The following is a 21888-nucleotide window of genomic DNA, read 5'->3' as shown; positions in this document are numbered from 1 at the left end:
ACCGAATTTTACATATAACTTTTTTAATTATCTAATTTCTGTAAAGTTTTTTATATATTTAAATACTTTAATTATATTATAGTACTAATTAAATATTTTTTCCATATTTTTCGTATTATTTCGCTATTTTTGTTTGTATTTCATAGAAATAACAAAAAAATCACCAACTATATAATTTAATGGTGCTTTTTGTATATTTATTATTCTTTTTTAATAACAAACTCTTCATCTTAATTATTAAGTATAAAGATACTATTATCACTATCTTCAATATTTGTTAAAATTAATTCTATTTGTACAATAGTCTATTCTCTGATAAAATATGTACAGATTAAACAATACTGAGAGGAGTAGTTCTATATGCAAAAGTTATTAAGCAAAACAAGACAAGCTATAAATGATTTTAATATGATAAGCGATGGTGATAAGATTGCTGTTGGTCTTTCAGGTGGAAAAGATTCCGTTACTCTTCTTCATATCCTAAAAAATTATCAAAAGTTTTCTCCTCAAAAATTTGATTTGATAGCTATAACTTTAAATCCTGGAGATGTGGACAATGGTCCTCTACATACATTATGCAAAAAAATAAATGTTCCTTTTTACGAAATTCAAACTGACATAGCTAAAATCGTTTTTGATATTAAAAATGAAAAAAATCCTTGCTCTTTATGTGCAAAATTGAGACGTGGTGCATTAAATGATGCAGCCATGAAACTTGGCTGTACTAAGGTTGCATTAGGACATCATAAAGATGATGCAGTAGAAACCTTTGTTATGACTATGTTTTATGAAGGTAGAGTAAACTGTTTTGCTCCAAAATCATATATGGAAAAATTTAATCTTACAATAATTAGACCCATGGTTTATATAGATGAATATATGATAAAAAAGGCTGTTAAAGATTATAATTACCCAATTATAAAGAATCCTTGTCCTGCTGATGGACATACTAAAAGACAAGAGGTTAAGGATTTAATAAAAAATCTAAACAGCACTTTTCCTAATCTTAAAAATAAACTCTTTTCTGCTTTAAATAATTCAGATCAATTATATATATGGAATAAGGACGAAATTAAAAAAATATAAAAATACCTGGCGGTAAACTTCCGCCAGGTATTTTTATATGAAGCTTTTTAATACTTCTCTAAATTTTTCTAAAAACTCATTAATCTCACTATTACTTATACAAAGGGATGGTAATAATCTAATAATAGTTTTGTTAGTCACGTTTAATAGTAATCTATTATCTAGAGCACAATCTCTTATTGCTATAGCATTTTCTCCTACATCTATACCTATCATCATTCCCCTACCTCTAATTTCTTTAATTAATGTTGGGAATTCTTCTTTAATATTTTCTAGCTCATTTAAAAGATAATTACTTTTTTCCTTTACCTCTTTTAATAAATCTGTATTTACTATTTTATCTAAAACGTACGCCCCAGCTGCACAAGCTACTGGATTCCCTCCAAAGGTACTTCCATGGTCTCCAACCTTTAACACTTCCTCTAATTTTTCATTAACTAACATTGCACCTAAAGGTAATCCTCCACCTATAGATTTTGCTAATGTAACTATATCAGGAGTAATATTGTATTTTTCAAAAGCAAATAAATCTCCACTTCTTCCTATACCAGTTTGAATTTCATCTATGACAATTAGAAAGTTATGCGTCTTTGACAACTTTACTAATTCATTCATAAACTCTTGAGATACTTCTACTATTCCACCTTCACCTTGAATTACCTCTAAGAAAACTGCACAAGTATTTTCACTTACTTTCTCTCTTAAAGACTCTATATTATTAAATTCAAAATAATTTACTCCAGAAAGTAAAGGCTTAAAATCGTTTTGATACTTTTCTTGACCTGTTAGTGTTAATCCTCCATAAGTTCTTCCATGAAATGAATTTAACGCAGATAATATCTCAATTTTATTATCATTAATCTTTCTTCCATATTTTCTACATAATTTTATTGCTGCTTCATTAGCCTCTGTCCCTGAATTTGAAAAATATACTTTTGATGCAAAAGAATTATCTACTAATAGTTTAGCTAAATTTACTGTTGGCTCTGAAACAAAGTAATTAGATAAATGAATATACTTATCTACTTGATTTTTTATTACATTAGCAATTTCTTTGTCATACCCTAAATTGTTAACAGATATGCCACTATACATATCTAAATATTTATTATTATTCTTATCATATAGATATACTCCATCTGCTCTTTCCACTTCTAAATTTAATCTATTATAAAGATTTAATATATACTTTTTGTCATTATCATGCAAAGTCCCCATTTTTCTGCCCCCTTATGGTGTAAAAGATATTTATCTTAAATCTTCTAAAATTCTAGTCTTATCTGCAGTCTTATCATCTTTTTCCTTAATTACCTTTGCAGGAGTTCCTGCTACAACAGTATTAGGTTCAACATCATTGATAACGACTGATCCTGCAGCTACTACTGCTCCCTTACCTATTCTAACACCTTCTAATATAACTGCATTTGCACCTATCATAGCATAATCTTCTACTATTACTGGAGTTTTACTTGGTGGTTCTAATACACCTGCTATTACAGCACCTGCACCAACGTGAACATTTTTACCGATAGTTCCTCTAGCTCCTACTACTGCATTCATATCAATCATTGTATTTTCCCCTATTTCAGCACCAATATTAATAACTGCTCCCATCATTATTACAGCATTTTTCCCAATACTTACTCTATCTCTAATTAGTGCTCCTGGTTCAATTCTAGCTTGAATATTCTTCATATCTAATAGTGGTATAGCTGAATTTCTTCTATCATTTTCTAATTCATAATATTCTATTTTATCTTCATTATTTTCTAATATTTCCTCTATTACTTCATATTCACCAAAGACTATTCTTGAATCTCCACATCCAAAAACTTTACAATTTGAAAAGTTTATATTATCCATGTCTCCTTTTATGTATAATTTTACCGGAGTAACTTTCTTTGCATCCTTTATAAATCTAGCAATTTCATATGGATCTGTAAAATTATTATTATTCATATTTTTTCTTCCTTTCTATAACCAAATTAATTCATTAAATCTTCCATTTTATATAAACCATTCTCTTTATTTACAATAAATTTTGCCGCTTTTACTGCTCCACTAGCAAATACATTTTTAGATAAAGCAGTATGTTTAACTTCTAATATCTCATCTAATCCTGCAAAAATAACAGTATGCTCTCCTGGAATAGTCCCTCCTCTAACAGCATGAATACCAATTTCTTTTTCTTCTCTTTTCGCCTTCTTACCTTCTCTACCGTATTTGTATTCCATCGAATTATCTAGCTCTTCATTAATAGCATCTGCTATCATTAAAGCAGTTCCACTAGGTGCATCTACTTTTTTATTATGATGTTTTTCTATAATTTCAATGTCGAAATTTTCTTGTAATGCTAGCGCTGCTTTCTTAACTAAATCTATTAATAAATTTACTCCAAGAGACATATTAGCTGCTTTAAAAATTGGAACGTTTTTTGCTACACTTTCTATTTTTTTATAATCTTCACTACTTAATCCTGTAGTTGCTATTACCATTGGAGTATTATTTTTTTTCCCATAACTTAAAATATCATCTAAACAACTAGGATGTGAAAAATCTATTATTACATCAGCTTTACCTTTGTAATCAAATATATTATTAAAAACTTCATAACTATTTTGATGCATTTCTATATTTTTATCTATTCCTGCTACTATCTCTACATCTAAGCTTTCTGAAACTACTTTTGTTACAGCTCTTCCCATAGCACCATTACATCCATTTAATATTACCTTTAACATATTATTTCCTCCAATTCCTTACACCATACTCTTCCATAGCTTGTATTAATATTTTTTTATTTTTATCTTCCATGTCAGTTAGAGGCAACCTAAGATTTCCCACTTCCATTCCTAAAATATTCATAGCTGTTTTAACTGGAATCGGATTAACTTCAATAAATAAAGTATTTATAAGATCTAACATTCTAAGTTGAGCATTTCTAGCCTCCAAAACTTTACCTTCTAAATACTTCATTACAATATCATGAGTTTCTTTTGGTAATATATTTGCAACTACCGATATAACCCCTTTTCCCCCTAATGATAATACAGGCACTATCATATCATCATTTCCACTATAAATATAAAATTCATCTCCACATAATCTTGCTATTTCAGCTACTTGTGATATATTACCGCTAGCTTCTTTTATAGCTTTTATATTTTTTATTTTAGAAAGTTCATATACAGTTTTAGGCAAAATATTTACTCCAGTTCTTCCTGGAACATTATATAAAATTATAGGAATATTAACTTCAGTAGCTATTGCATTATAATGCTCTATTAACCCTTTTTGTGTAGCTTTATTGTAATATGGAGTTACTAATAAAAGTCCATCAACACCTACTTCTTCCGCATATTTACTTAACTGAATTGCATAACTAGTATTATTTCCACCAGTACCAGCTATTACCGGTATTCTCTTATTAACTTTATCTACTGTAAACTTTATAATTTCTTTTTTCTCATAATCACTCATAGTTGATGACTCACCAGTAGTTCCACATATTATTATAGAATCTGTTTTATTTTCTATATGAAATTCTATTAGTTCAGATAACTTTTCATAATCAACTTTATTATTTTTAAATGGAGTTATTAAAGCAACTCCAGACCCTTCAAATAAACTCATATTTTCTCTCCCCTTCAAGCTTTACATATCTTTCACTAATATTTCTGCAATTTGCACTGCATTTGTAGCGGCACCTTTTCTTATATTGTCAGCTACTACCCATAAATTCAATCCACTTTCTACACTAAAATCTCTTCTTACTCTACCTACAAAAACTTCGTCTTTACCTTCGCAATTTATGGCCATTGGGTAAATATTATTTTTAACATCATCTTGTAGAATGATTCCTTCTGAATTTTCTAAAAGCTTAAACACATCTTCAACATCAAAGTCTTTTTCAAATTCTACGTTTATAGAAATACTATGACCATATTTTACTGGTACTCTAACAGTTGTAGCTGTAATTCTTAAAGTATCATCATTTAAAATCTTTTTAGTTTCTTCTATCATTTTTATTTCTTCTTTTGTGTAACCATTATCCATAAAACTATCTATATGAGGAAGACAGTTATATGCAATCTTATATGGATACTTTTTATTTTCTAATCCTTTAATTGTGTTATCTAAATCATCTATACCTCCAACACCTGATCCAGATACTGCTTGATAAGTTGAATAAACAATCCTTTTTATCTTATAAGCATCATGTAAAACTTTAAGAGGTACTACTGCTTGAATTGTAGAACAATTTGGATTAGCTATAATTCCGTTATTCCACTTTATATCCTCTGGATTAACCTCTGGAACTACTAGTGGAATATCTTTATCCATTCTCCAAGCACTACTGTTATCAACAACTACAACTCCATTTTCTCTTGCTATTGGAGCATATTCTTTGCTTATTTCACCACCTGCTGAAAATAAAGCAATATCTATATCTCTTTTAAAAGAATCATGATTTAATTCTTCAACTATAATATCTCTACCTAAAAACTTAACACTCTTACCTGCTGATTTTTTTGATGCAAATAAATATATATTATTTATAGGAAATTTTTTCTCCTCTAATACTTTTAAAAATGTTCTTCCAACCATTCCAGTTGCACCAACTATTGCTAGATTTGCTTTTTTCATTTTATATTCCACCCCAATTAATCTTAATATTTAATAAACATTTAATCCTTCACAGATTTTATGATAAAGTTCCATTCCTTCTACCAAAACTTCTTCATTGAAATTAAACTTTGAATTATGAAGTTGATGTGTATATCCTAACTCCTCATTTTTAACTCCAAGCATAAAAAACAAGCTAGGCACCGCTTCTTGATAATAAGCAAAATCTTCTGCTAGCATCATTGGATCGATATCTACTAATCTTTCTTCCGGTAAAAATTTAATTAAACTTCTTAATAATTTTCTATCATTTCTTACTGCTGGATACATATCTCTAAATTCAATGTTTATATTTACGTTAAACATAGTTTCCAGCCCCTTACATATATCACTCATTCTACTTTTAATTTTAGAATATACCTCTTTATCAAAAGCTCTTAATGTCCCCTCTAGCCTAATATTTTCAGCTATTATATTACGTCTTTCTCCTCCATTTATTGTACCTATGGTTAAAACAGCTCCTTCTATTGGATTAATATTTCTACTTATTATACTTTGGAAAGAGTTAATCAATTGAGCCGCTACTATTATTCCATCATTGGCTTTATGTGGTGCTGCTCCATGTCCACTTTCTGCTTTTATATCTATATCAAACTCCGCAGTTTGTGCCATCATTGGGCCAGCTTTTATACCTATTTCACCTTCATTCAATCCAGGAAATAAATGAAGTCCAAAAACATGTTTAACATTGTAATGATCTAAAACCCCTTCATTAATAATAACTTCTGCTCCACCAGGCCCCTCTTCAGCTGGTTGAAATATAAATAATATCCCTTTATTTACTGACTTAATAGTAGATATATAATGAGCAAATCCTAATAAAATAGACATATGTCCATCATGTCCACAAGCATGCATGTAATCAACATTTTCCGACTGGAAAAATACATTAGTTTCTTCTAAAATTTTTAACCCATCTATATCAGCTCTAAATGCTATAGACTCCTCTGAAATTTCTCCTTGTCTAAATGCTATAAGACCAGTTTTTGCTACAGATTTTACCTCGTAACCAAAGCTTTCTAATTTTTCTCTTATATATTTAGAAGTATTTACTTCACAAAACCCTATTTCAGGAATTCTATGCAGCTCTCTTCTATATAATCTTACTTCATCAATAAACTTTTCTTTCTCAAAAAACATTTAAACACACCCTTTAACTATTTTCTCTATCTAAAATTATATTCTCCACTACAAATAAACTCTGCAGGCCCTGTCATAAATATTTCATCATCTTTTTGCTCAATTATAAGATTACCACCTAGTACTTTTACATTTATCTTTTTATCACAACCTTTTAAAATTGAGCTTATAACTGCTGATGATGCAGCTCCTGTTCCACAAGCAAGAGTAATCCCAACACCTTTTTCCCATGTGATTACTTCTATATTTTTATGATCAATTACCTTGCAAAAATTAACATTTGTTTTTATTGGAAATATATCATTATATTCTATTGCTCGTCCAACTGCTTTTATATCTAAATCATTAAAATCATCAACAAATAATACTGTATGAATCGTTCCAACTACTAAAGAACTTATCTTAAAGCAGCTTCCATCTACACTAATTTCTTCATTAATAAAATATTTATTACCATTACTTACTGGTATTTCACTTGATACAAAAATAGGTTTGCCTAAATTTACTTTTACGAAATTTACTTTACCATCTTCCACTATCACTTCCGGCTTCATAATTCCCGCTAAAGTCTCCACATTAAAGTTTTTTCCTTTTACAATTCCATTTTCATAAACAAATTTTGAAAAACATCGTATACCATTTCCACACATACTAGCTATAGATCCATCTGCATTATAAAACTTCATTCTTATATCAGCCTTAGTTGATTCTGATACAATAATCATTCCATCTGCCCCAATTCCATAATGTCTATTGCAAACTTTCTTAGCCAACTCACTATAATCTTCAAAATTCAAATCTCTTTCTTTTAAAATTATAAAATCATTTCCTGTTCCATGAAATTTTTGAAACTTAATCATCTTTGCCCCCACTATTCTATTCAAATATCTTTAAGTATTCCAATAGATTATTTAAATTTTAACTTATAAATTTAATTCTTTTGCTAGAATATTTGCTGCTTTTTGCTTGTCCTTAGAATCAATAGCAAATGATATACTTATCTCTGAAGTTGTAACTTGTTTAAATTCTATATTATTTTCAGCAAAAATCTTAAATACCTTTGCAGTTACTCCACTTTGATTCATCATCCCTATTCCTATAACAGATACTTTAGTTATATTTAATTCAACAGATATATTAATACCTAAAATTTCATCTTTAATTTTTGTTATAACATCTTTTATAGTTTCTAAATCATCTTTGCTTGCAGTAAATGAAACATTAACATATCCATTCGCAGGTGCTGTCTGACTTATCATATCTATGTTTATAAAATTTTGTGCTAATCTTTCAAAAATCGTTGCTATATTATTTGATTTAAATAACACATTATTTATAGTAATCATTAAATTATTTTCACTAATTGTAAGTCCAGTAATAACTCTTTCTTCCATTCTCTCATCATACTCCTTTATCCATGTTCCTTTTACATCACCAGTATTTAATGATACATAAATTGGTACATTATATTTACACCCTATTTCAACAGCTCTCGCATCCATAACCCCTGCACCTAATGATGCCATTTCCATCATTTCTTCATAGCTTATATAATCAATTTTCTTTGCTTCTTTATATACTCTAGGATCTATAGAATATATTCCATCTACATCTGTATAAATCTTGCAAGGACACTTTAGTTTTGCAGCTATTGCAACAGCTGTAGTGTCTGATCCACCTCTACCTAAAGTAGTTATATCTCCATCTTCATTAATTCCTTGAAAACCTGCTACTACTACAATTTTTCCTTCTTGTAAATATTTTTTTACCTTCCTAACGTCAATATCTGCTATTTTATTTTTTGTATGAATACCTTGTGTTTTAATGCCCGCTTGAAACCCTGTTAGTGATATAGATTTATAACCTTCGGCCTCTAAAGCCATAGATAATAATGATATAGACATCTGTTCACCTGTAGATAGCAACATATCTAATTCTCTTTTATTAGGATTATTACAAATCTCTTTAGACATATTTATAAGATTATCTGTTGTCTTCCCCATTGCAGAAACTACAACAACCACTTCATTTCCTTTTTCCTTTTCGTTAATAACTCTTCTAGCCACAAACTTAATTTTTTCAATACTTCCTACTGAAGTGCCCCCATATTTTTGTACTACAATATTCATTTCATTGCCCCCTTTAATAATATGAAATATCTTCTCTCTTTATCAAAATGTAACTTTAAATAAAAAACATAAATTCTTATTAAAACATTACATCATTTTTTAAAATATCTTCATAACTCTCTCTTTTAACTGCTATTCTCGCTATACCATCCCTTACAAATACAACTGCTGGTCTAGGTATCCTATTATAATTACTAGCCATTGAATAATTATAAGCCCCAGTACTTAGAACAGCTAAAATATCATTTCTTTCAACTTTAGGAAGCATTATATCCTTAACTATAATATCTCCTGATTCACAGCATTTTCCAGCTATCGTATATTCAATTTTTTCCTTATTATCGAACTTATTAGCTACTACAGCTTCATACTTTGCATCATACAATGCAGTTCTGATATTATCTGTCATTCCTCCATCAACAAAAATATAATTTTTATCACCGTAAGTCTTTTTTGTTCCACCAACCTTATATAACGTTGTACCTGCATTTGCAATAATTGATCTTCCTGGTTCTATCATTATTTTAGGTATTAATAAATTATGCTTTTCACATTCTTCTTTAATTGATATCACCATGTTATTTAAGAAATTACTTAATTCTATAGGTACATCTCCATCAGAATAGTAAACTCCAAAGCCTCCACCCATATTTAATTCTCTAGTAATAAAATCACATTTTTCTTTTATTTTGCTAATAAAATCAACCATAACTGAAACACTCATATAAAAAGATGTTTCCTGAAATATTTGTGATCCTATATGACAATGAAATCCTCTTAAAGTAACCCTTTCACTATTCATAAATTTTCTTACTACTTCATATATATCTTCACTAAATATAGATTCTCCAAATTTTGAATCATTTTTAGATGTTTGTATATATTCATGGGTGTGAGCATCTACTCCTGGATTTACTCTTAAAAGAACTTCAATTTTTTTATCTAATTCATTACATAAATATTCAATTAAATCTAATTCATCTCTATTATCAACTACTATTCTTCCTATACCTGATTCTATAGCCAATCTTAACTCTTCTTCTGTTTTATTATTTCCATGCATGTAAACCCTACTTAATGGAAATTTACTTCTAATAGCCGTGTAAAGTTCCCCTCCTGAAACTACATCAAGAGATAACCCTTCTTCTTCTATTACCTTGCAAATCGCTAAGTTTAAAAATGCCTTTGAGGCATATATTACTTCTGTTTTAATTCCTTTTCCTTTAAAATTATCATTAAAAACTCTACAGTTTCTTCTTACTAACTCTTCATCAACTACATATAACGGAGTTCCATATTCTTTTGCTAGATAAACAACATCACAATTACCTATTTCTAAATTACCATTTTGATTTTTTTTCATAGTTCCAAATAAATTCATGTTATATCCTCCTATTTACTAAAATTCAACTTATATAAGTTAGTAAATAAAAAACAGTCATGAGCAAAAGGTACTCATGACTGTTTTAAAACAATATAAAACAAAACCTTCTGCCCCAACAAGATGTAGCTCTTCTTTATGAAAATTGGGCAATTCTCATAAGACAGTTCTATGCTTCTTAAACATAGACCCAATAAATAGACTCTTATCTATTTATTTCGGCGATGGCCCCTTTCCTATACATTGAAGTTATCAAATCTCAGATTTGAACTTTCTGTTATAGTACTGATGACAATCGCGGCCTCTACAACAAGTTGTTTAAAACATATTAAATTCACATTAACTTAAATAAAGTTTAACATTTTCTTACATTTGTGTCAAATATTTATTCTAATTTTATTATCTAGCTAAAAAAGTATTCCTCTTATATTTTCTTATATAACTATTTTTTCTTACTCTTTAGCTATATATGCTATTTTATTATTTCCAAAAAACATTTGCTCCCACAAAGCATCACTTTCTAAAACCTCTTTTCCTTTAGATGATTCTATTGTTAATCTAGCTTTTCCAATACATCTAAGATAAGTTGGATTTATTCCTCTTGATACTGAAAATAAAATTTCACTATAAGATAATCCCATAACATTTAAAAGAGATGATGCAAAAATATCCTTCTCTCTTATGAATTCTATCGTATACTTTGTTTCATTCTCATCTACATAAATAAAAGTTATATTATTATCTATAAATTTTTCTGTTAAATTATGCTCTTTTGTATTATTCCTTTCAATCTTAATTTTATTCTCATCTTCCACTAGAACCTCTTCATTTTTGGCAATAAATAAAGTAGCAGATCTTAAATAATCATATTTTTTCTCTGAAATAATATCATTAGCAACAATTGTATAAGGACCTATCTTAGCTCTACACCAATACCAATGATTTATTATTCTATCCATTTGAACATTTCCCCAATTATGATCGTGATATCCATTACCCTCTAGCTTCATGCTTAATCCATTAACTTTTACTTGTCCTGAAGCTTCTGCACTTGGTTGCGGTACAAACCATCCAAAATAGAGATTTTCGTTTTCTCCAAAAAATGTATAACCTGTTTTAGGTCTATACATAGGAAGAGTACTTTTCATAACACAATCATACTGTACTAATGTGTCTTCAAAATGAATGTAATAATTTCCATCTTGATATTTTATAAAGCTATCTCCTATTTTTACATCACATCGTTCTCTTGATGCATCTATTATATTTTTATTTTCTTCTGTTATTGTTCTACAAATTGTTTGACCATTTGGTAAGGTGACATCTAAAGTAGCTGTTGGCTTCCCTGGTCCTTTAACATCAAATCTATCTTTTGTATAAAATATTACTACAAATCTACACCCATTATTATATTCAGCATCAAAATACCACCATTCATATGAACCCCTATCTCCTGACGTTCTAAGGCCATCTTCCCATATATCTACTTTCTTACCAATCCCTAATTTATTATAATATTGATCTTCTTTAGCTAAAAATACTCTTTTGTTCATATCACTTTCTCCTCATCTCGTATAAGATATACATATGAGTTTTTTTGTCATAATGTGATTTTTAGCAAACATAATATAAAGCAAAAAAAATCGTATTGAAAAATAAACTATATCTTTCAATACGATGTTAGAACAAAAGACTAATTATCTTCTATTGTTTTGTTCTTTTTTAGCTCTTCTGCAAGCAGCACATCTTGTAGGTTCATTAGTGAATCCTTTTTCTTTATAGAATTCTTGTTCTCCTACTGTAAATACAAATTCTTGACCACAATCTCTACATACTAATGTTTTATCTGTCATTTTTCTTTCCTCCTTGGAACTTAAAAGTACTAAAAGTGAGTAAAGTACTTTTTTCAATATTATTTATCCCCAAGAAAACGGAATATATTCATTACTTACTCAATTTATTTTATATAATCTATTATTTTTTATATCCTATAAACTTAATTATCAACTTGTATATTTACTTCTTTAAATATAATCATATTTGACATCTATTGTCGATAAATCATTCAATTATTAAACAATATGCTACTTAATTAATCTCTTATATTTTCATCTTTTGATGAACTCTCCATATTCGATATTTGATTCATAATTTCATCTTTAATCTTTTTTATTTGTTCTACTTCATCAATCTCTTTAATAAACTCTCCTTCAGTAAACTTCTCACTTAACAAAAGCATTATTAAAGATTCAAAAGCATTTGCTCCTCCATTTTCTGTATTACTTCCTGTACTTACTAATGTCTTAGGAACTATATCTATTTTTCCTTCTTTAATAGCATTTGCAAATGAAGCCATTACATCACTAACAACTTTATATTGTGGACCTCCATAAGCACTAACCTGTTCCTTAGCAGCTATAGCCTTTGATATACCTACTCTAGCCTCCTTATCAGCTTCTGCTTCAGCTGTAATCTTAATCTTAAACGCTTCTGCCTCTGCTTCCTTTTTAACTTTATATGCATCGGCCTCAGATAACTTTTGTATCTTTTCCGCATCTTGTCTTGCTTTCATAAGTTCTGCTTTCCCTTGATTTTCTTGAATCATAATATTTATATCAGACTCTGTTAATGTAGTTTGTTGCTTTGCAACTGCCTCTGCTTCTCTTAATTCCTTTTCTTTCTCAGCTGCTTTTTGTTGAGTTTCATAAGTCTGAAGTTGCTCTCTTGCTATCTGTCTACTTCTTAATTGTGTTAATATAGTTTCTATCTCATTTCCTACCTTTGGACTTGCTGGTGTTCCTATTAATACTTCTTCTAACTCTAAGTTATAATGTCCGAACTTTTCTTGCATCTCTTTTGAACTTTGAGCTTGAATCTCATTACGTTCTTGAATTAATTCAATTAATGTTTTTGTTTGACCAATGTTCTTAAAATATGCTGAAATCATTGGATCTAAAGTCTGATCTACCAGCATCTTTATATCTCCAAATCTTTGGATAACTAACGGTGCTTTTCTATAATCTATATGAAATACAACTGATAAAGGTAAGTTAGGTTCAAATGCATCCTTAGTGATTAAACTAACTTCTTTAAGATTTTCATCATATTTGTGATTTCCTATTTGATTAGATATCCATTTTAAAATTACATTTGTAGTAGGGACTTTAATTATATTACCTGCGTAAGTATTAAAGGCATATTTTCCTGGCATTAGAGGTTCATTCCAAACGCCTCTATATCCTTTTTTCACCAATTCACCATGTTTATAATCTACTCCTGAAAAATCTTCTCCCTTTGATCCTGTGTAAGATACTACTACACCTACAAACCCTACTGGAATTACTACCTTAGGAATAAATTCAATAGTAGCAAATAACCTATTTATAAAGTAAGTACCGTCAGCTAAAACTTGATATTGTCTCCCTCTAAAACCTCCGGCTCTTAAAAATGCATCTATATCTTGAAAGTTATTATGATAATTAGGATCAGCTGCATCATCTCCAACAGTAGGACATATTATATTTTCTCCTCCTAGTGAAGGACCATCATGAACAGTAACTATTCCAACTAAATCAGCATTACCTTGAATAATAACTGGCTCAAACCCTTTTCTTTCATGAATTAACTTAGCCATCGCCTTTAATGTTTCTTGTTCTGCTTTAGTTCCTGTTTTTAGACAATAAGTAACAGTTTCAGTTATAATAACAAACTGTGCTAAATTAAATGCGTAAGTACCTTCTCTTATAATTCCTCTTTGAGGTCCTTTTTGACCACCATTCATCAAAAATCCTCTTACATCTTGAAAGTTATTGCTCTCTTCTACAACCATTCCTAAAGTCTGTGTAGGTTCAAGTGCTTTACCATCTCTAGCAAATACATAAGCTACTTTTCCTTGTGGAATAGTAACTAAAGGTACAACATGAATCTTGTAAATTAAAGGAGTTCTAAAATGAATACCTCCTCTTAATAATTCTGGTTGATACCCAGCTTCTCCATTTAAAGCTATTATTTGCTCCTTTAATGATCCTTTTCTACTCCACCATTTTTCTACAATTCCCACTTTATCATTGTCTATAATTCTTAATCCAAAAATCCAAAGTAAGAACCATAAACATAATATTACCCCAATAATTATTCCTGCAATCTTGATATAATCACTAATATTCCCCAATAAATCTACCTCCTAATTATTTTTTAAAATTACTATACTTATTTCATTATTAAATATATTGTTAATTACCTTATATATTCTATTTCATAGGAGAATATTAATATTTTTATACAAAAAGGGCACTTACGTACCCTTTAAATAGTTTTAGACATCAAAATTTTCAATATTTCTTTCTTATCATTTATTACTCGTGGCATTTTAATTTGATTTTTTGATATACCTTTCTTTATCAAAGATTCTTTAATTATATTAAATGTTCCACCATTTACTACCTTTACTTTTACTTTAGCTAATCTATTATTGTTTCTAAATCTACCATAAGCTAAGTTAGCTCTTTGTAACTCTTTATCTAAAACATTTTCAAACTCTATCATATTTCTTCTTGATATATCATCTTTAAACTCAAAATAAAATATATATCTACCTGGACTTATAGTTGTATCTTCAATCGTAGTATAATCTACCAAAGATAAATTCAACTTTTTTACAGTATTTTGTATAGATATAGTTAAATGTTCTTCTGTGGTCTTCTCTGAAACCATATTTAGAACTTGATTTTTTCTATATAAAAACTCTATCTCTGGACAATTATTATAATTTCCAACAACCTTAATTACATCTCCAAGCTTGTACCTATACAAACCTGCTTGATTAGTTATAACAATCTCATATTTTTCTCCTAATTTAAGCTCATTCAATCTATACGTCTTATCAATTTCTTTATTTTCATCTTTAACAGAAATAAATTCATAAAATACTGTATCAGGAATAATTACGTACCTTATCTTATCAATATACGGATTAATTCCCATTGTAGCTTCCGTTGCTGCATAAGCTGTAGAATATATTGGCAAATTACCTGTATAATAATTAACTCTTTCATCATATATAGAAAAGTTAGCTCCAGCTACACAAGCAATATAAGTTATTTCAGGCCATATTCTTTTACATATCCCTTTAAAACCTCTTTTTCTTTCAATATCTATTTTATCAGCTCTGGCAGCATCTGGTTTAATATATTTTTTTAGTTTTTCTCTTGTGATATCATCTATATTTAAGCTCTTATTTATTCTCCCTTTTCTAATATCCATAACCAATAAATCTATTTTCTCTTCTAAAAACCTTAATAAGTCCAAAACATTTGATATAAATACGCTAGTTATATAAGATAACTTTCTTTCTTTTAATGCAAATAACAAATGTAAATACATCTGTGCCTCTTTATCTTTAACCTCCATAACTTCATAAGGTGATGTATACATATATGGTATTAAGCCCTTAATTTTCTTCATTCCACCTGAAGTTGCTGAGCATATTGGTATTCCTGACTTAGTGTATGTTGTAGTAACTGTATCTGCAAACATAAGCCCTTTCCCATATTTAAAGCTTTCCCTAAAGTTATTATATACAAACCTTTGTGAAAGAATCGCCATATATTTTGATGCTGCCATTCTTCCACTTTTAGTAACTGGAATTAGTTTTTGTTTTCCTGTAGTTCCTGATGTATGTCCAAAATACTCTACCTCCTCAGAAACCAAGATATTTTTCTCTCCATTTGCCATTCTATCTATATAGTTTTCATAATCAAGATAATTACTTAAAGGAACTTGTCTTATATAATCTTCTATTGATTTTACATTTTGAAAATCATATTTTATACCTATTTCACTTTTAGCATTTCTCTTCAATATTTTTAATAATATTTCCTTGTTTACATTCTCAGCATTTTTTGTTTCTCTATTAAACTTATTCTCAACAATTCCACCTGTAGTAATTATACTACAATACAATAATTTACTTAGTATACTCATAGATAAATTCTTCCTATTATTACATTTCCGTAAATAATATATGTTTTTTGTCGAATATATGCTACTTCGCTATATTAATCTATATACAAATAAAGCCAGGTTTTTCCCTGGCTTCTTATAAAAATTTATAAATTTTTTAACTGTTTTATCTTTCAAGAATTTTACTAACTAATACCGTAAAACATCTCTCATTGATATAATTACTATATTAAATACTTAATAATTTATCTAAATATATTGATTTCATTTGTTCGCTTGCCATTGCTTTTTTTACAGGTGAAAGCTTAAGTATAGATGATAATATAGCCGCCATGGCCCTATGGCTTACTAAAGCTCTATTATCAAAAATTAAATTTGCCAATTGTCCTTTTTCAATTGCCATAAGTACAACTCTATGAACTGAAGTTGCTGGAGTTATTATTCTCTTTCCTCTTGATTTTAGACATATACTATTTTTAAAACAATTTCTAACACATACTCCACATCCTAAGCACAAATCTTCATCTACTTTTGCTACAACTTTTTCCATAGGAGTACCTTCATTTATCGTTACCCTCTTTATTGCACCTACAGGACATGCTTTAATACATTTACCACAATTCACACAAGAATTTTTATCTATATTAGCAATATAATTGGTCGTTTCAACTGGATGCATTACTCCAAACTTTTTTGCAGCTACCATAGCTTCGCAACAACATCCACAACAATTGCAAATAAAGTTTACACCTTTTCTAACATTTTCACCACATTGAACTAAGTTATTTTCATATGCAACTTCTAAAAGCTCTAAACATTCTGATACATCAACTTTTCTTGCAAATTCATGTTTAATTAATGAAGATGCAGTATTATTAAATGTCATACATATATCCATTGGTGCATCACATGCCTTTCCAACATGTTGCATCTTATGCCTACAATAACAAGTGCTTATTCCTATGTCTGTGGCTGTTTTTATTATATGTGATGCTCTTTCATAATCTAAAACTTCTACTGAATTTTCTGAGCTTAAAACACTTTCCTGAACATAGACTCTTCCAAGTTTAGTATCAGCACTATAAAATAATTCTTTAATAAAGTCCTCTTCAACATTCATATATTGATAATACAATTCTCCTAAAAGCTTTTGATCTATATCCCCTCTAGTTCTCATCATACTAAACTCTAAAAAACCAGCCATTGGAGGTGGCAATAAAAAAGTTCTTTTACCCTCATGCTCTATATCTAAAAGTATAGCTCTACTCGCTAGTTTATCTAATATTTTTGTAGCTTCTACTACCTTCATCCCCCATATATTTGCTGCTTTTTCTGCAGTAAAGGCTTTAATAGGGAGTTGTGCTACAAGTTCAGCTTCTCTTTTGTCAAAAAGCATTTCAAGTATTTTATAAAGCGTTTCAGATGCTGGCGCTCCTTGTGGAAACCTATTTAGTCTTTCCTCTAAACTTTTGTATGCTGATTTTCCTACTACATGTGACATGCTTTTTTCTCCTTTTATAACCATATTACATTAATATTTTGCCATATTTTCATAAATATAAACATTTACGATATTATCTAGCTTACTAATCATTCAGAGAATTTTATTGTTTTTATAATCCTATCATGAGCTATTACAGTATTGTTAAATATATTAGTAGCATTATTTAAATACATTGATGGTTGAAGTAGTGATGGACTAAAATGAGTTAACAATAGTTCCTTTACCATTCCTTCTTTTGCTAAAGTGGCTGCTTCAGCAAATGTCATATGCTTATTTTTTATAGCTTTATCTCTATCTTCATCACTTCCATATGTTCCTTCGCATATAAAAAGATCACTATCTGAAATAAACCTTATTATACTTTCTATTGGTCTACTATCTGTAATATAACTAATTTTAATTCCTTTTCTTATATCTCCTAAAACCATATCTTTTGTATATACTATATTATTTTCTTTCGCTATCTCTTCCTTCTGTAATAAACTCCACAGATTTTTAGGAACTTTATTTCTCACTGCTTTATCAACATCAAATTTAGGTTTTCTATTAATATAAAAATTATATCCAATGCATGGTGATGAATGCTCTAGTTCTAAACTATTTATAACAATATCTCCTTCAAATCTATCCTCAAAACTAATTTTGTCCTTTTTAACTGATAATTTTATATTATATGGATTTTCAATTATTATAAGTTCATATGGTAAATATGGACATATTACTCTAAGTCCTTGAATAACATCCTTTATTCCTTTCGGCCCTAAAATTATGATTGGCTCCTCTCTTCCAGAGTTTCCTATAGTAGCTAAAAGTCCTGGTAATCCTACAATATGATCGCCATGACTATGAGTTATACATATTACATCAATGTTCTTAAATCCCCATCCAAGAATTCTCATAGAAACTTGAGTTCCCTCACCTGAATCAATAAGTATCTTTCTTCCCTTGAAGTTTATAAGAGCTGCAGATAAATACCTTTCAACCATAGGCATTCCTCCACCTGTTCCTAACATCGCAATATCTACCATGAAATTTCCTCCTAAGTCCTATATAAGAAAAGACGTTGCATCTTTTTGCAACGCCTCATAATCACATTTAGATAACTGTTTATCTAGTATGATTACATTTAATATTATTCATATAGGTAAAATTATTATACCTATTTTCTTAAATTACAGTCATATAATTTAATTTTATCATTCATTATCTATTTTAGTTAATAGCATCTAATGTTTCAACAATGATTTTTTCATACCCTATAATCTCACTCTTTTCAATCTCTTTCATTTTTTCATCATCTATGCTATCAAAAATTATTCCTAACATATCTCCACTATGAGCTCCAATTATACCTAGTCCACCAGTTAACTTCTTTATTTCTAGTATCTCTTCTAAAATATCATACTTTAACCTATGTTGGTTTCTAATTATACTTTCAGTAGATACCTTAGCTAATTTTTTAGTATCTCTATTTTCAAATGCTTCTCTTAGGTCAATAAGTAAATCATTTATATCTTTTAATGGCTCTAATTTCTTACCATTATACTCTACAGTATCCACAATATTTTTTCCAATAAAGCATAATACATAAAATTTAAAATAGCTACCAACCTTTTCTTTAACTGCACCTTCTTTATAATCAAAAATTGTAGCTTTATCAAATATAATGCTATCTGTAGGTTCTATTTTTAAACAGTGTCTTATAAGTTCTTCTTCATTAAAACTTCTATCTGTTAACTTTAGTAATCCATTATAAATTGCACATAAATCTGCTGTACTACTAGCAAAACCTTTTCCTTTAGGAATTGTTGAATTTATAGCTACTCCTACTTTCTTACCTTTATATCCCCATTCTTCTAAAATATTATCTATAAATTTATAAGACTTTAAATAAAAGCTTTCATTTTCTCTTTCAACTTCATCTGATAATACTATCTTCGTATATAAATTTATAGGACATGATAACAAAATATCTATTTCATTACACTTCCCTTGAATTACTTCCCCAACACTTCCAGGGTATCTTTCAATTATCTTCATACTTTCCCTCTTTAACTTCTATAAGTAAATCATATATTTTAATAAAAAATATAGCTAAAGTCATATTATATAACCTTAGCCATATTTTTGTCATCTCAAATTATAATAATCTAAATAACAGAAATACTATATTATTGGAAGTATATATCTCCTATTGTTATCATTATAAATTTCTACATCTATATTATATACCTTTTTTATGTTTTCTCTTGTCATAACCTTATCAGCTTCACCAATATCAATGACTTCTCCATCCTTTAGCATAATTATTTCATCACTAAACAACGATACTAAATTTAAGTCATGAAGTACTGCGATAATAACTTTATCATTGCATATATCTTTAAATATTTTTAAAAACTCGATTTGATACTGTAAGTCTAAATGAGATGTAGGCTCATCTAACAAAATAATATCTGTATCTTGTGCTAAAGCCCTTGCTGCAACTACTCTTTGTAATTCTCCACCACTTAACTCAGTAACTAATTTATCTTTGAATTTCCATATATCAGCTTTGTCCATAGCCTTTTTTACTATTTCTCTATCCTTTTTATTATATCCTTCAAATCTACCTTTATGAGGCACTCTTCCCATCATTACTACATCGTATACTTTAAATTCATAGTTAATATGGATATTTTGAGGAACTGATGCTAATATCTTCGCTATTTCCTTCGGAGTCATAGAAATTAAATCTTTATTATCTATGAATATAGTGCTTTTATTAGGAGCTAACAAACTACTTATATTTTTAATTAATGTAGTCTTACCACATCCATTAGGACCAATTATAGAATAGAACTTACCTTTATTAAACTTTAAGGTTATTCCTTTTAATACTTCTTTTTCATCATAAGAAAATTTTATATTATCAATATGTACTAACGATTTCATTCTATTCTATCCTTTCTTATGTTTATTCAATAAGAATATAAAGTATGGTGCACCAATCATAGCTGTAACTGCTCCTATTGGTAATTCTGCTGGTGAAGCTACTGTTCTAGCAACTGTGTCAGCTAAAACTAAAAACATTGCTCCTCCTACTGCTGCAAAAGGAAAAAAATACTTGTGTTCCGGTCCTATAATCATTCGTATAATATGCGGAATAATTAATCCTACAAATCCAATAATCCCATTAAATGCTGTGCTTGCAGCAATAATAAATGATGATACTATTATTACTCTTCTAACTAGCTTATTAGTATCAACACCTAAACTTTTAGCTGTATCATCTCCAGTTAGAATAATATCTAAATCTCTTGAGTGCATTGTAAGATATATTACACCTAATATAATGCAGGGAGCCACAATAGATATTGTTTTCCAACTTGATGTGCTTAATCCTCCCATAGTCCAAAAGACTACACTTTCTAGTTTATCCTCATTCATAATCATAAGTGTAGATTGCATTGCATTCATAAGGAAACTTATTGCTACCCCTGAAAGCAGTATGTTAGTAGTTGAAACTCTTCTCCCAACTCTCCCTAAAGTATAAACTAAAAATGTAGTGACCATAGCACCTATAAATGCAAATAAAGTAGTTAAGCTAAAACTAAAAAAACTACTTTTTAAATCGAACAGTATTGAAATAGTAGCTCCAAGAGCTGCTCCTGATGATATTCCTAAAATAAATGGATCTGCCATTGGATTTTTAAAGACCGCCTGATAACTTCCTCCAACTACAGCTAATCCCATCCCAACTATAGTAGCCATAACTATTCTAGGCATTCTTAACTTAAATATAATTAGAGCGTGGGTATTAAATGACCCACCCTCTAATTTGTTACCTATGAAGGGTATCCTTGTAAAAATAGTAGAAAATACATCTTTAACACTTATTGATGCAGAACCTACAGATACTGCTATCATTGTTAAAAATACAAAAGCTATAATTAATATCACAAAACATTTCCCTTTATTTTTTCTAATAATATCCTTCATAAAACTTTTCCTCTTTATTT

The 21888-nt window shown here is 29.0% G+C and carries 19 protein-coding genes and 1 riboswitch; of the genes, 1 reads left to right on the top strand and 18 read right to left on the bottom strand.

Going from position 1 to position 21888, the window contains the following annotated elements; all coding sequences use genetic code 11:
• The first annotated feature begins 360 nt into the window (after positions 1–360).
• Positions 361–1086: a tRNA 2-thiocytidine biosynthesis TtcA family protein gene (locus ARA56_RS06415; protein ID WP_055264923.1), complete on the top strand. Its 726-nt coding sequence runs from the start codon at positions 361–363 to the stop codon at positions 1084–1086.
• A 33-nt stretch (positions 1087–1119) separates the two neighbouring features.
• On the opposite strand, the gene ARA56_RS06410 is transcribed toward ARA56_RS06415, so the two are convergent.
• The 18 genes from ARA56_RS06410 to ARA56_RS06325 all read right to left on the bottom strand — a co-directional run bounded on the left by ARA56_RS06410 (position 1120) and on the right by ARA56_RS06325 (position 21868).
• Positions 1120–2304: an aspartate aminotransferase family protein gene (locus tag ARA56_RS06410; RefSeq protein ID WP_055264921.1), complete on the bottom strand. Its 1185-nt coding sequence runs from the start codon at positions 2302–2304 to the stop codon at positions 1120–1122.
• Between the two features lie 30 nt (positions 2305–2334).
• Complete coding sequence (gene dapD, locus ARA56_RS06405) at positions 2335–3045, bottom strand: 2,3,4,5-tetrahydropyridine-2,6-dicarboxylate N-acetyltransferase (protein ID WP_055264919.1); 711 nt, start codon at positions 3043–3045, stop codon at positions 2335–2337.
• A gap of 26 nt (positions 3046–3071) precedes the next feature.
• Positions 3072–3827: a 4-hydroxy-tetrahydrodipicolinate reductase gene (gene dapB / locus ARA56_RS06400; protein ID WP_055264917.1), complete on the bottom strand. Its 756-nt coding sequence runs from the start codon at positions 3825–3827 to the stop codon at positions 3072–3074.
• 1 nt (position 3828) lies between these two features.
• On the bottom strand, positions 3829–4719 hold the full coding sequence (gene dapA / locus ARA56_RS06395) for a 4-hydroxy-tetrahydrodipicolinate synthase (RefSeq protein WP_055264915.1): 891 nt from the start codon (positions 4717–4719) through the stop codon (positions 3829–3831).
• Positions 4720–4740: 21 nt separating this feature from the next.
• Positions 4741–5733 carry an aspartate-semialdehyde dehydrogenase gene (locus ARA56_RS06390; protein WP_055264913.1) on the bottom strand — a complete coding sequence of 331 codons (993 nt, stop codon included), beginning with the start codon at positions 5731–5733 and terminating at the stop codon, positions 4741–4743.
• 30 nt (positions 5734–5763) lie between these two features.
• Positions 5764–6912, bottom strand: coding sequence for a M20 metallopeptidase family protein (locus ARA56_RS06385; protein ID WP_055264911.1), 1149 nt, complete (start codon positions 6910–6912; stop codon positions 5764–5766).
• A 26-nt stretch (positions 6913–6938) separates the two neighbouring features.
• Positions 6939–7772, bottom strand: a complete 834-nt coding sequence (dapF, locus tag ARA56_RS06380; RefSeq protein ID WP_207642904.1) for a diaminopimelate epimerase — start codon at positions 7770–7772, stop codon at positions 6939–6941.
• A gap of 63 nt (positions 7773–7835) precedes the next feature.
• Positions 7836–9041 carry an aspartate kinase gene (locus tag ARA56_RS06375; protein ID WP_055264909.1) on the bottom strand — a complete coding sequence of 402 codons (1206 nt, stop codon included), beginning with the start codon at positions 9039–9041 and terminating at the stop codon, positions 7836–7838.
• A 79-nt stretch (positions 9042–9120) separates the two neighbouring features.
• Positions 9121–10422 (bottom strand): diaminopimelate decarboxylase, encoded by a 1302-nt coding sequence (gene lysA / locus ARA56_RS06370; protein ID WP_055264907.1) that lies wholly within the window; start codon positions 10420–10422, stop codon positions 9121–9123.
• A gap of 118 nt (positions 10423–10540) precedes the next feature.
• A riboswitch (Lysine riboswitch) is annotated at positions 10541–10737 on the bottom strand.
• A gap of 137 nt (positions 10738–10874) precedes the next feature.
• Entirely contained in the window at positions 10875–11975 is a 1101-nt protein-coding gene (locus ARA56_RS06365) for a hypothetical protein (protein WP_055264905.1), read from the bottom strand.
• 144 nt (positions 11976–12119) lie between these two features.
• Positions 12120–12275, bottom strand: coding sequence for a zinc-ribbon domain-containing protein (locus ARA56_RS06360; protein ID WP_055264903.1), 156 nt, complete (start codon positions 12273–12275; stop codon positions 12120–12122).
• 239 nt (positions 12276–12514) lie between these two features.
• Positions 12515–14584, bottom strand: coding sequence for an SPFH domain-containing protein (locus ARA56_RS06355; RefSeq protein ID WP_055264991.1), 2070 nt, complete (start codon positions 14582–14584; stop codon positions 12515–12517).
• Between the two features lie 143 nt (positions 14585–14727).
• Complete coding sequence (locus ARA56_RS06350; RefSeq protein ID WP_055264901.1) at positions 14728–16404, bottom strand: GH3 auxin-responsive promoter family protein; 1677 nt, start codon at positions 16402–16404, stop codon at positions 14728–14730.
• Between the two features lie 208 nt (positions 16405–16612).
• Complete coding sequence (locus tag ARA56_RS06345; RefSeq protein WP_055264899.1) at positions 16613–17884, bottom strand: 4Fe-4S dicluster domain-containing protein; 1272 nt, start codon at positions 17882–17884, stop codon at positions 16613–16615.
• 89 nt (positions 17885–17973) lie between these two features.
• Complete coding sequence (locus ARA56_RS06340; protein WP_055264897.1) at positions 17974–18915, bottom strand: ribonuclease Z; 942 nt, start codon at positions 18913–18915, stop codon at positions 17974–17976.
• Between the two features lie 184 nt (positions 18916–19099).
• Positions 19100–19927, bottom strand: a complete 828-nt coding sequence (locus ARA56_RS06335; protein ID WP_055264895.1) for a GHMP family kinase ATP-binding protein — start codon at positions 19925–19927, stop codon at positions 19100–19102.
• Positions 19928–20053: 126 nt separating this feature from the next.
• On the bottom strand, positions 20054–20821 hold the full coding sequence (locus tag ARA56_RS06330) for an ABC transporter ATP-binding protein (protein ID WP_055264893.1): 768 nt from the start codon (positions 20819–20821) through the stop codon (positions 20054–20056).
• Between the two features lie 6 nt (positions 20822–20827).
• Positions 20828–21868, bottom strand: coding sequence for a FecCD family ABC transporter permease (locus tag ARA56_RS06325; protein WP_055264891.1), 1041 nt, complete (start codon positions 21866–21868; stop codon positions 20828–20830).
• Positions 21869–21888: the final 20 nt, after the last annotated feature.

Origin of the sequence: Clostridium disporicum (assembly GCF_001405015.1) — a bacterium.
Lineage (GTDB): Bacteria > Bacillota > Clostridia > Clostridiales > Clostridiaceae > Clostridium > Clostridium disporicum_B.
Note: the sequence above shows the minus strand (reverse complement) of the source record. Positions and strands in the feature narration are given on the sequence as shown.

What these genes read in the sequence shown, in the direction of transcription:
- ARA56_RS06415 (WP_055264923.1), top strand. Translation starts at nt 361, where the DNA reads ATGCAAAAGTTATTAAGCAAAACAAGACAAGCTATAAATGATTTTAAT.
- ARA56_RS06410 (WP_055264921.1), bottom strand. Translation starts at nt 2,304, where the DNA reads ATGGGGACTTTGCATGATAATGACAAAAAGTATATATTAAATCTTTAT.
- dapD (WP_055264919.1), bottom strand. Translation starts at nt 3,045, where the DNA reads ATGAATAATAATAATTTTACAGATCCATATGAAATTGCTAGATTTATA.
- dapB (WP_055264917.1), bottom strand. Translation starts at nt 3,827, where the DNA reads ATGTTAAAGGTAATATTAAATGGATGTAATGGTGCTATGGGAAGAGCT.
- dapA (WP_055264915.1), bottom strand. Translation starts at nt 4,719, where the DNA reads ATGAGTTTATTTGAAGGGTCTGGAGTTGCTTTAATAACTCCATTTAAA.
- ARA56_RS06390 (WP_055264913.1), bottom strand. Translation starts at nt 5,733, where the DNA reads ATGAAAAAAGCAAATCTAGCAATAGTTGGTGCAACTGGAATGGTTGGA.
- ARA56_RS06385 (WP_055264911.1), bottom strand. Translation starts at nt 6,912, where the DNA reads ATGTTTTTTGAGAAAGAAAAGTTTATTGATGAAGTAAGATTATATAGA.
- dapF (WP_207642904.1), bottom strand. Translation starts at nt 7,772, where the DNA reads ATGATTAAGTTTCAAAAATTTCATGGAACAGGAAATGATTTTATAATT.
- ARA56_RS06375 (WP_055264909.1), bottom strand. Translation starts at nt 9,041, where the DNA reads ATGAATATTGTAGTACAAAAATATGGGGGCACTTCAGTAGGAAGTATT.
- lysA (WP_055264907.1), bottom strand. Translation starts at nt 10,422, where the DNA reads ATGAATTTATTTGGAACTATGAAAAAAAATCAAAATGGTAATTTAGAA.
- ARA56_RS06365 (WP_055264905.1), bottom strand. Translation starts at nt 11,975, where the DNA reads ATGAACAAAAGAGTATTTTTAGCTAAAGAAGATCAATATTATAATAAA.
- ARA56_RS06360 (WP_055264903.1), bottom strand. Translation starts at nt 12,275, where the DNA reads ATGACAGATAAAACATTAGTATGTAGAGATTGTGGTCAAGAATTTGTA.
- ARA56_RS06350 (WP_055264901.1), bottom strand. Translation starts at nt 16,404, where the DNA reads ATGAGTATACTAAGTAAATTATTGTATTGTAGTATAATTACTACAGGT.
- ARA56_RS06345 (WP_055264899.1), bottom strand. Translation starts at nt 17,884, where the DNA reads ATGTCACATGTAGTAGGAAAATCAGCATACAAAAGTTTAGAGGAAAGA.
- ARA56_RS06340 (WP_055264897.1), bottom strand. Translation starts at nt 18,915, where the DNA reads ATGGTAGATATTGCGATGTTAGGAACAGGTGGAGGAATGCCTATGGTT.
- ARA56_RS06335 (WP_055264895.1), bottom strand. Translation starts at nt 19,927, where the DNA reads ATGAAGATAATTGAAAGATACCCTGGAAGTGTTGGGGAAGTAATTCAA.
- ARA56_RS06330 (WP_055264893.1), bottom strand. Translation starts at nt 20,821, where the DNA reads ATGAAATCGTTAGTACATATTGATAATATAAAATTTTCTTATGATGAA.
- ARA56_RS06325 (WP_055264891.1), bottom strand. Translation starts at nt 21,868, where the DNA reads ATGAAGGATATTATTAGAAAAAATAAAGGGAAATGTTTTGTGATATTA.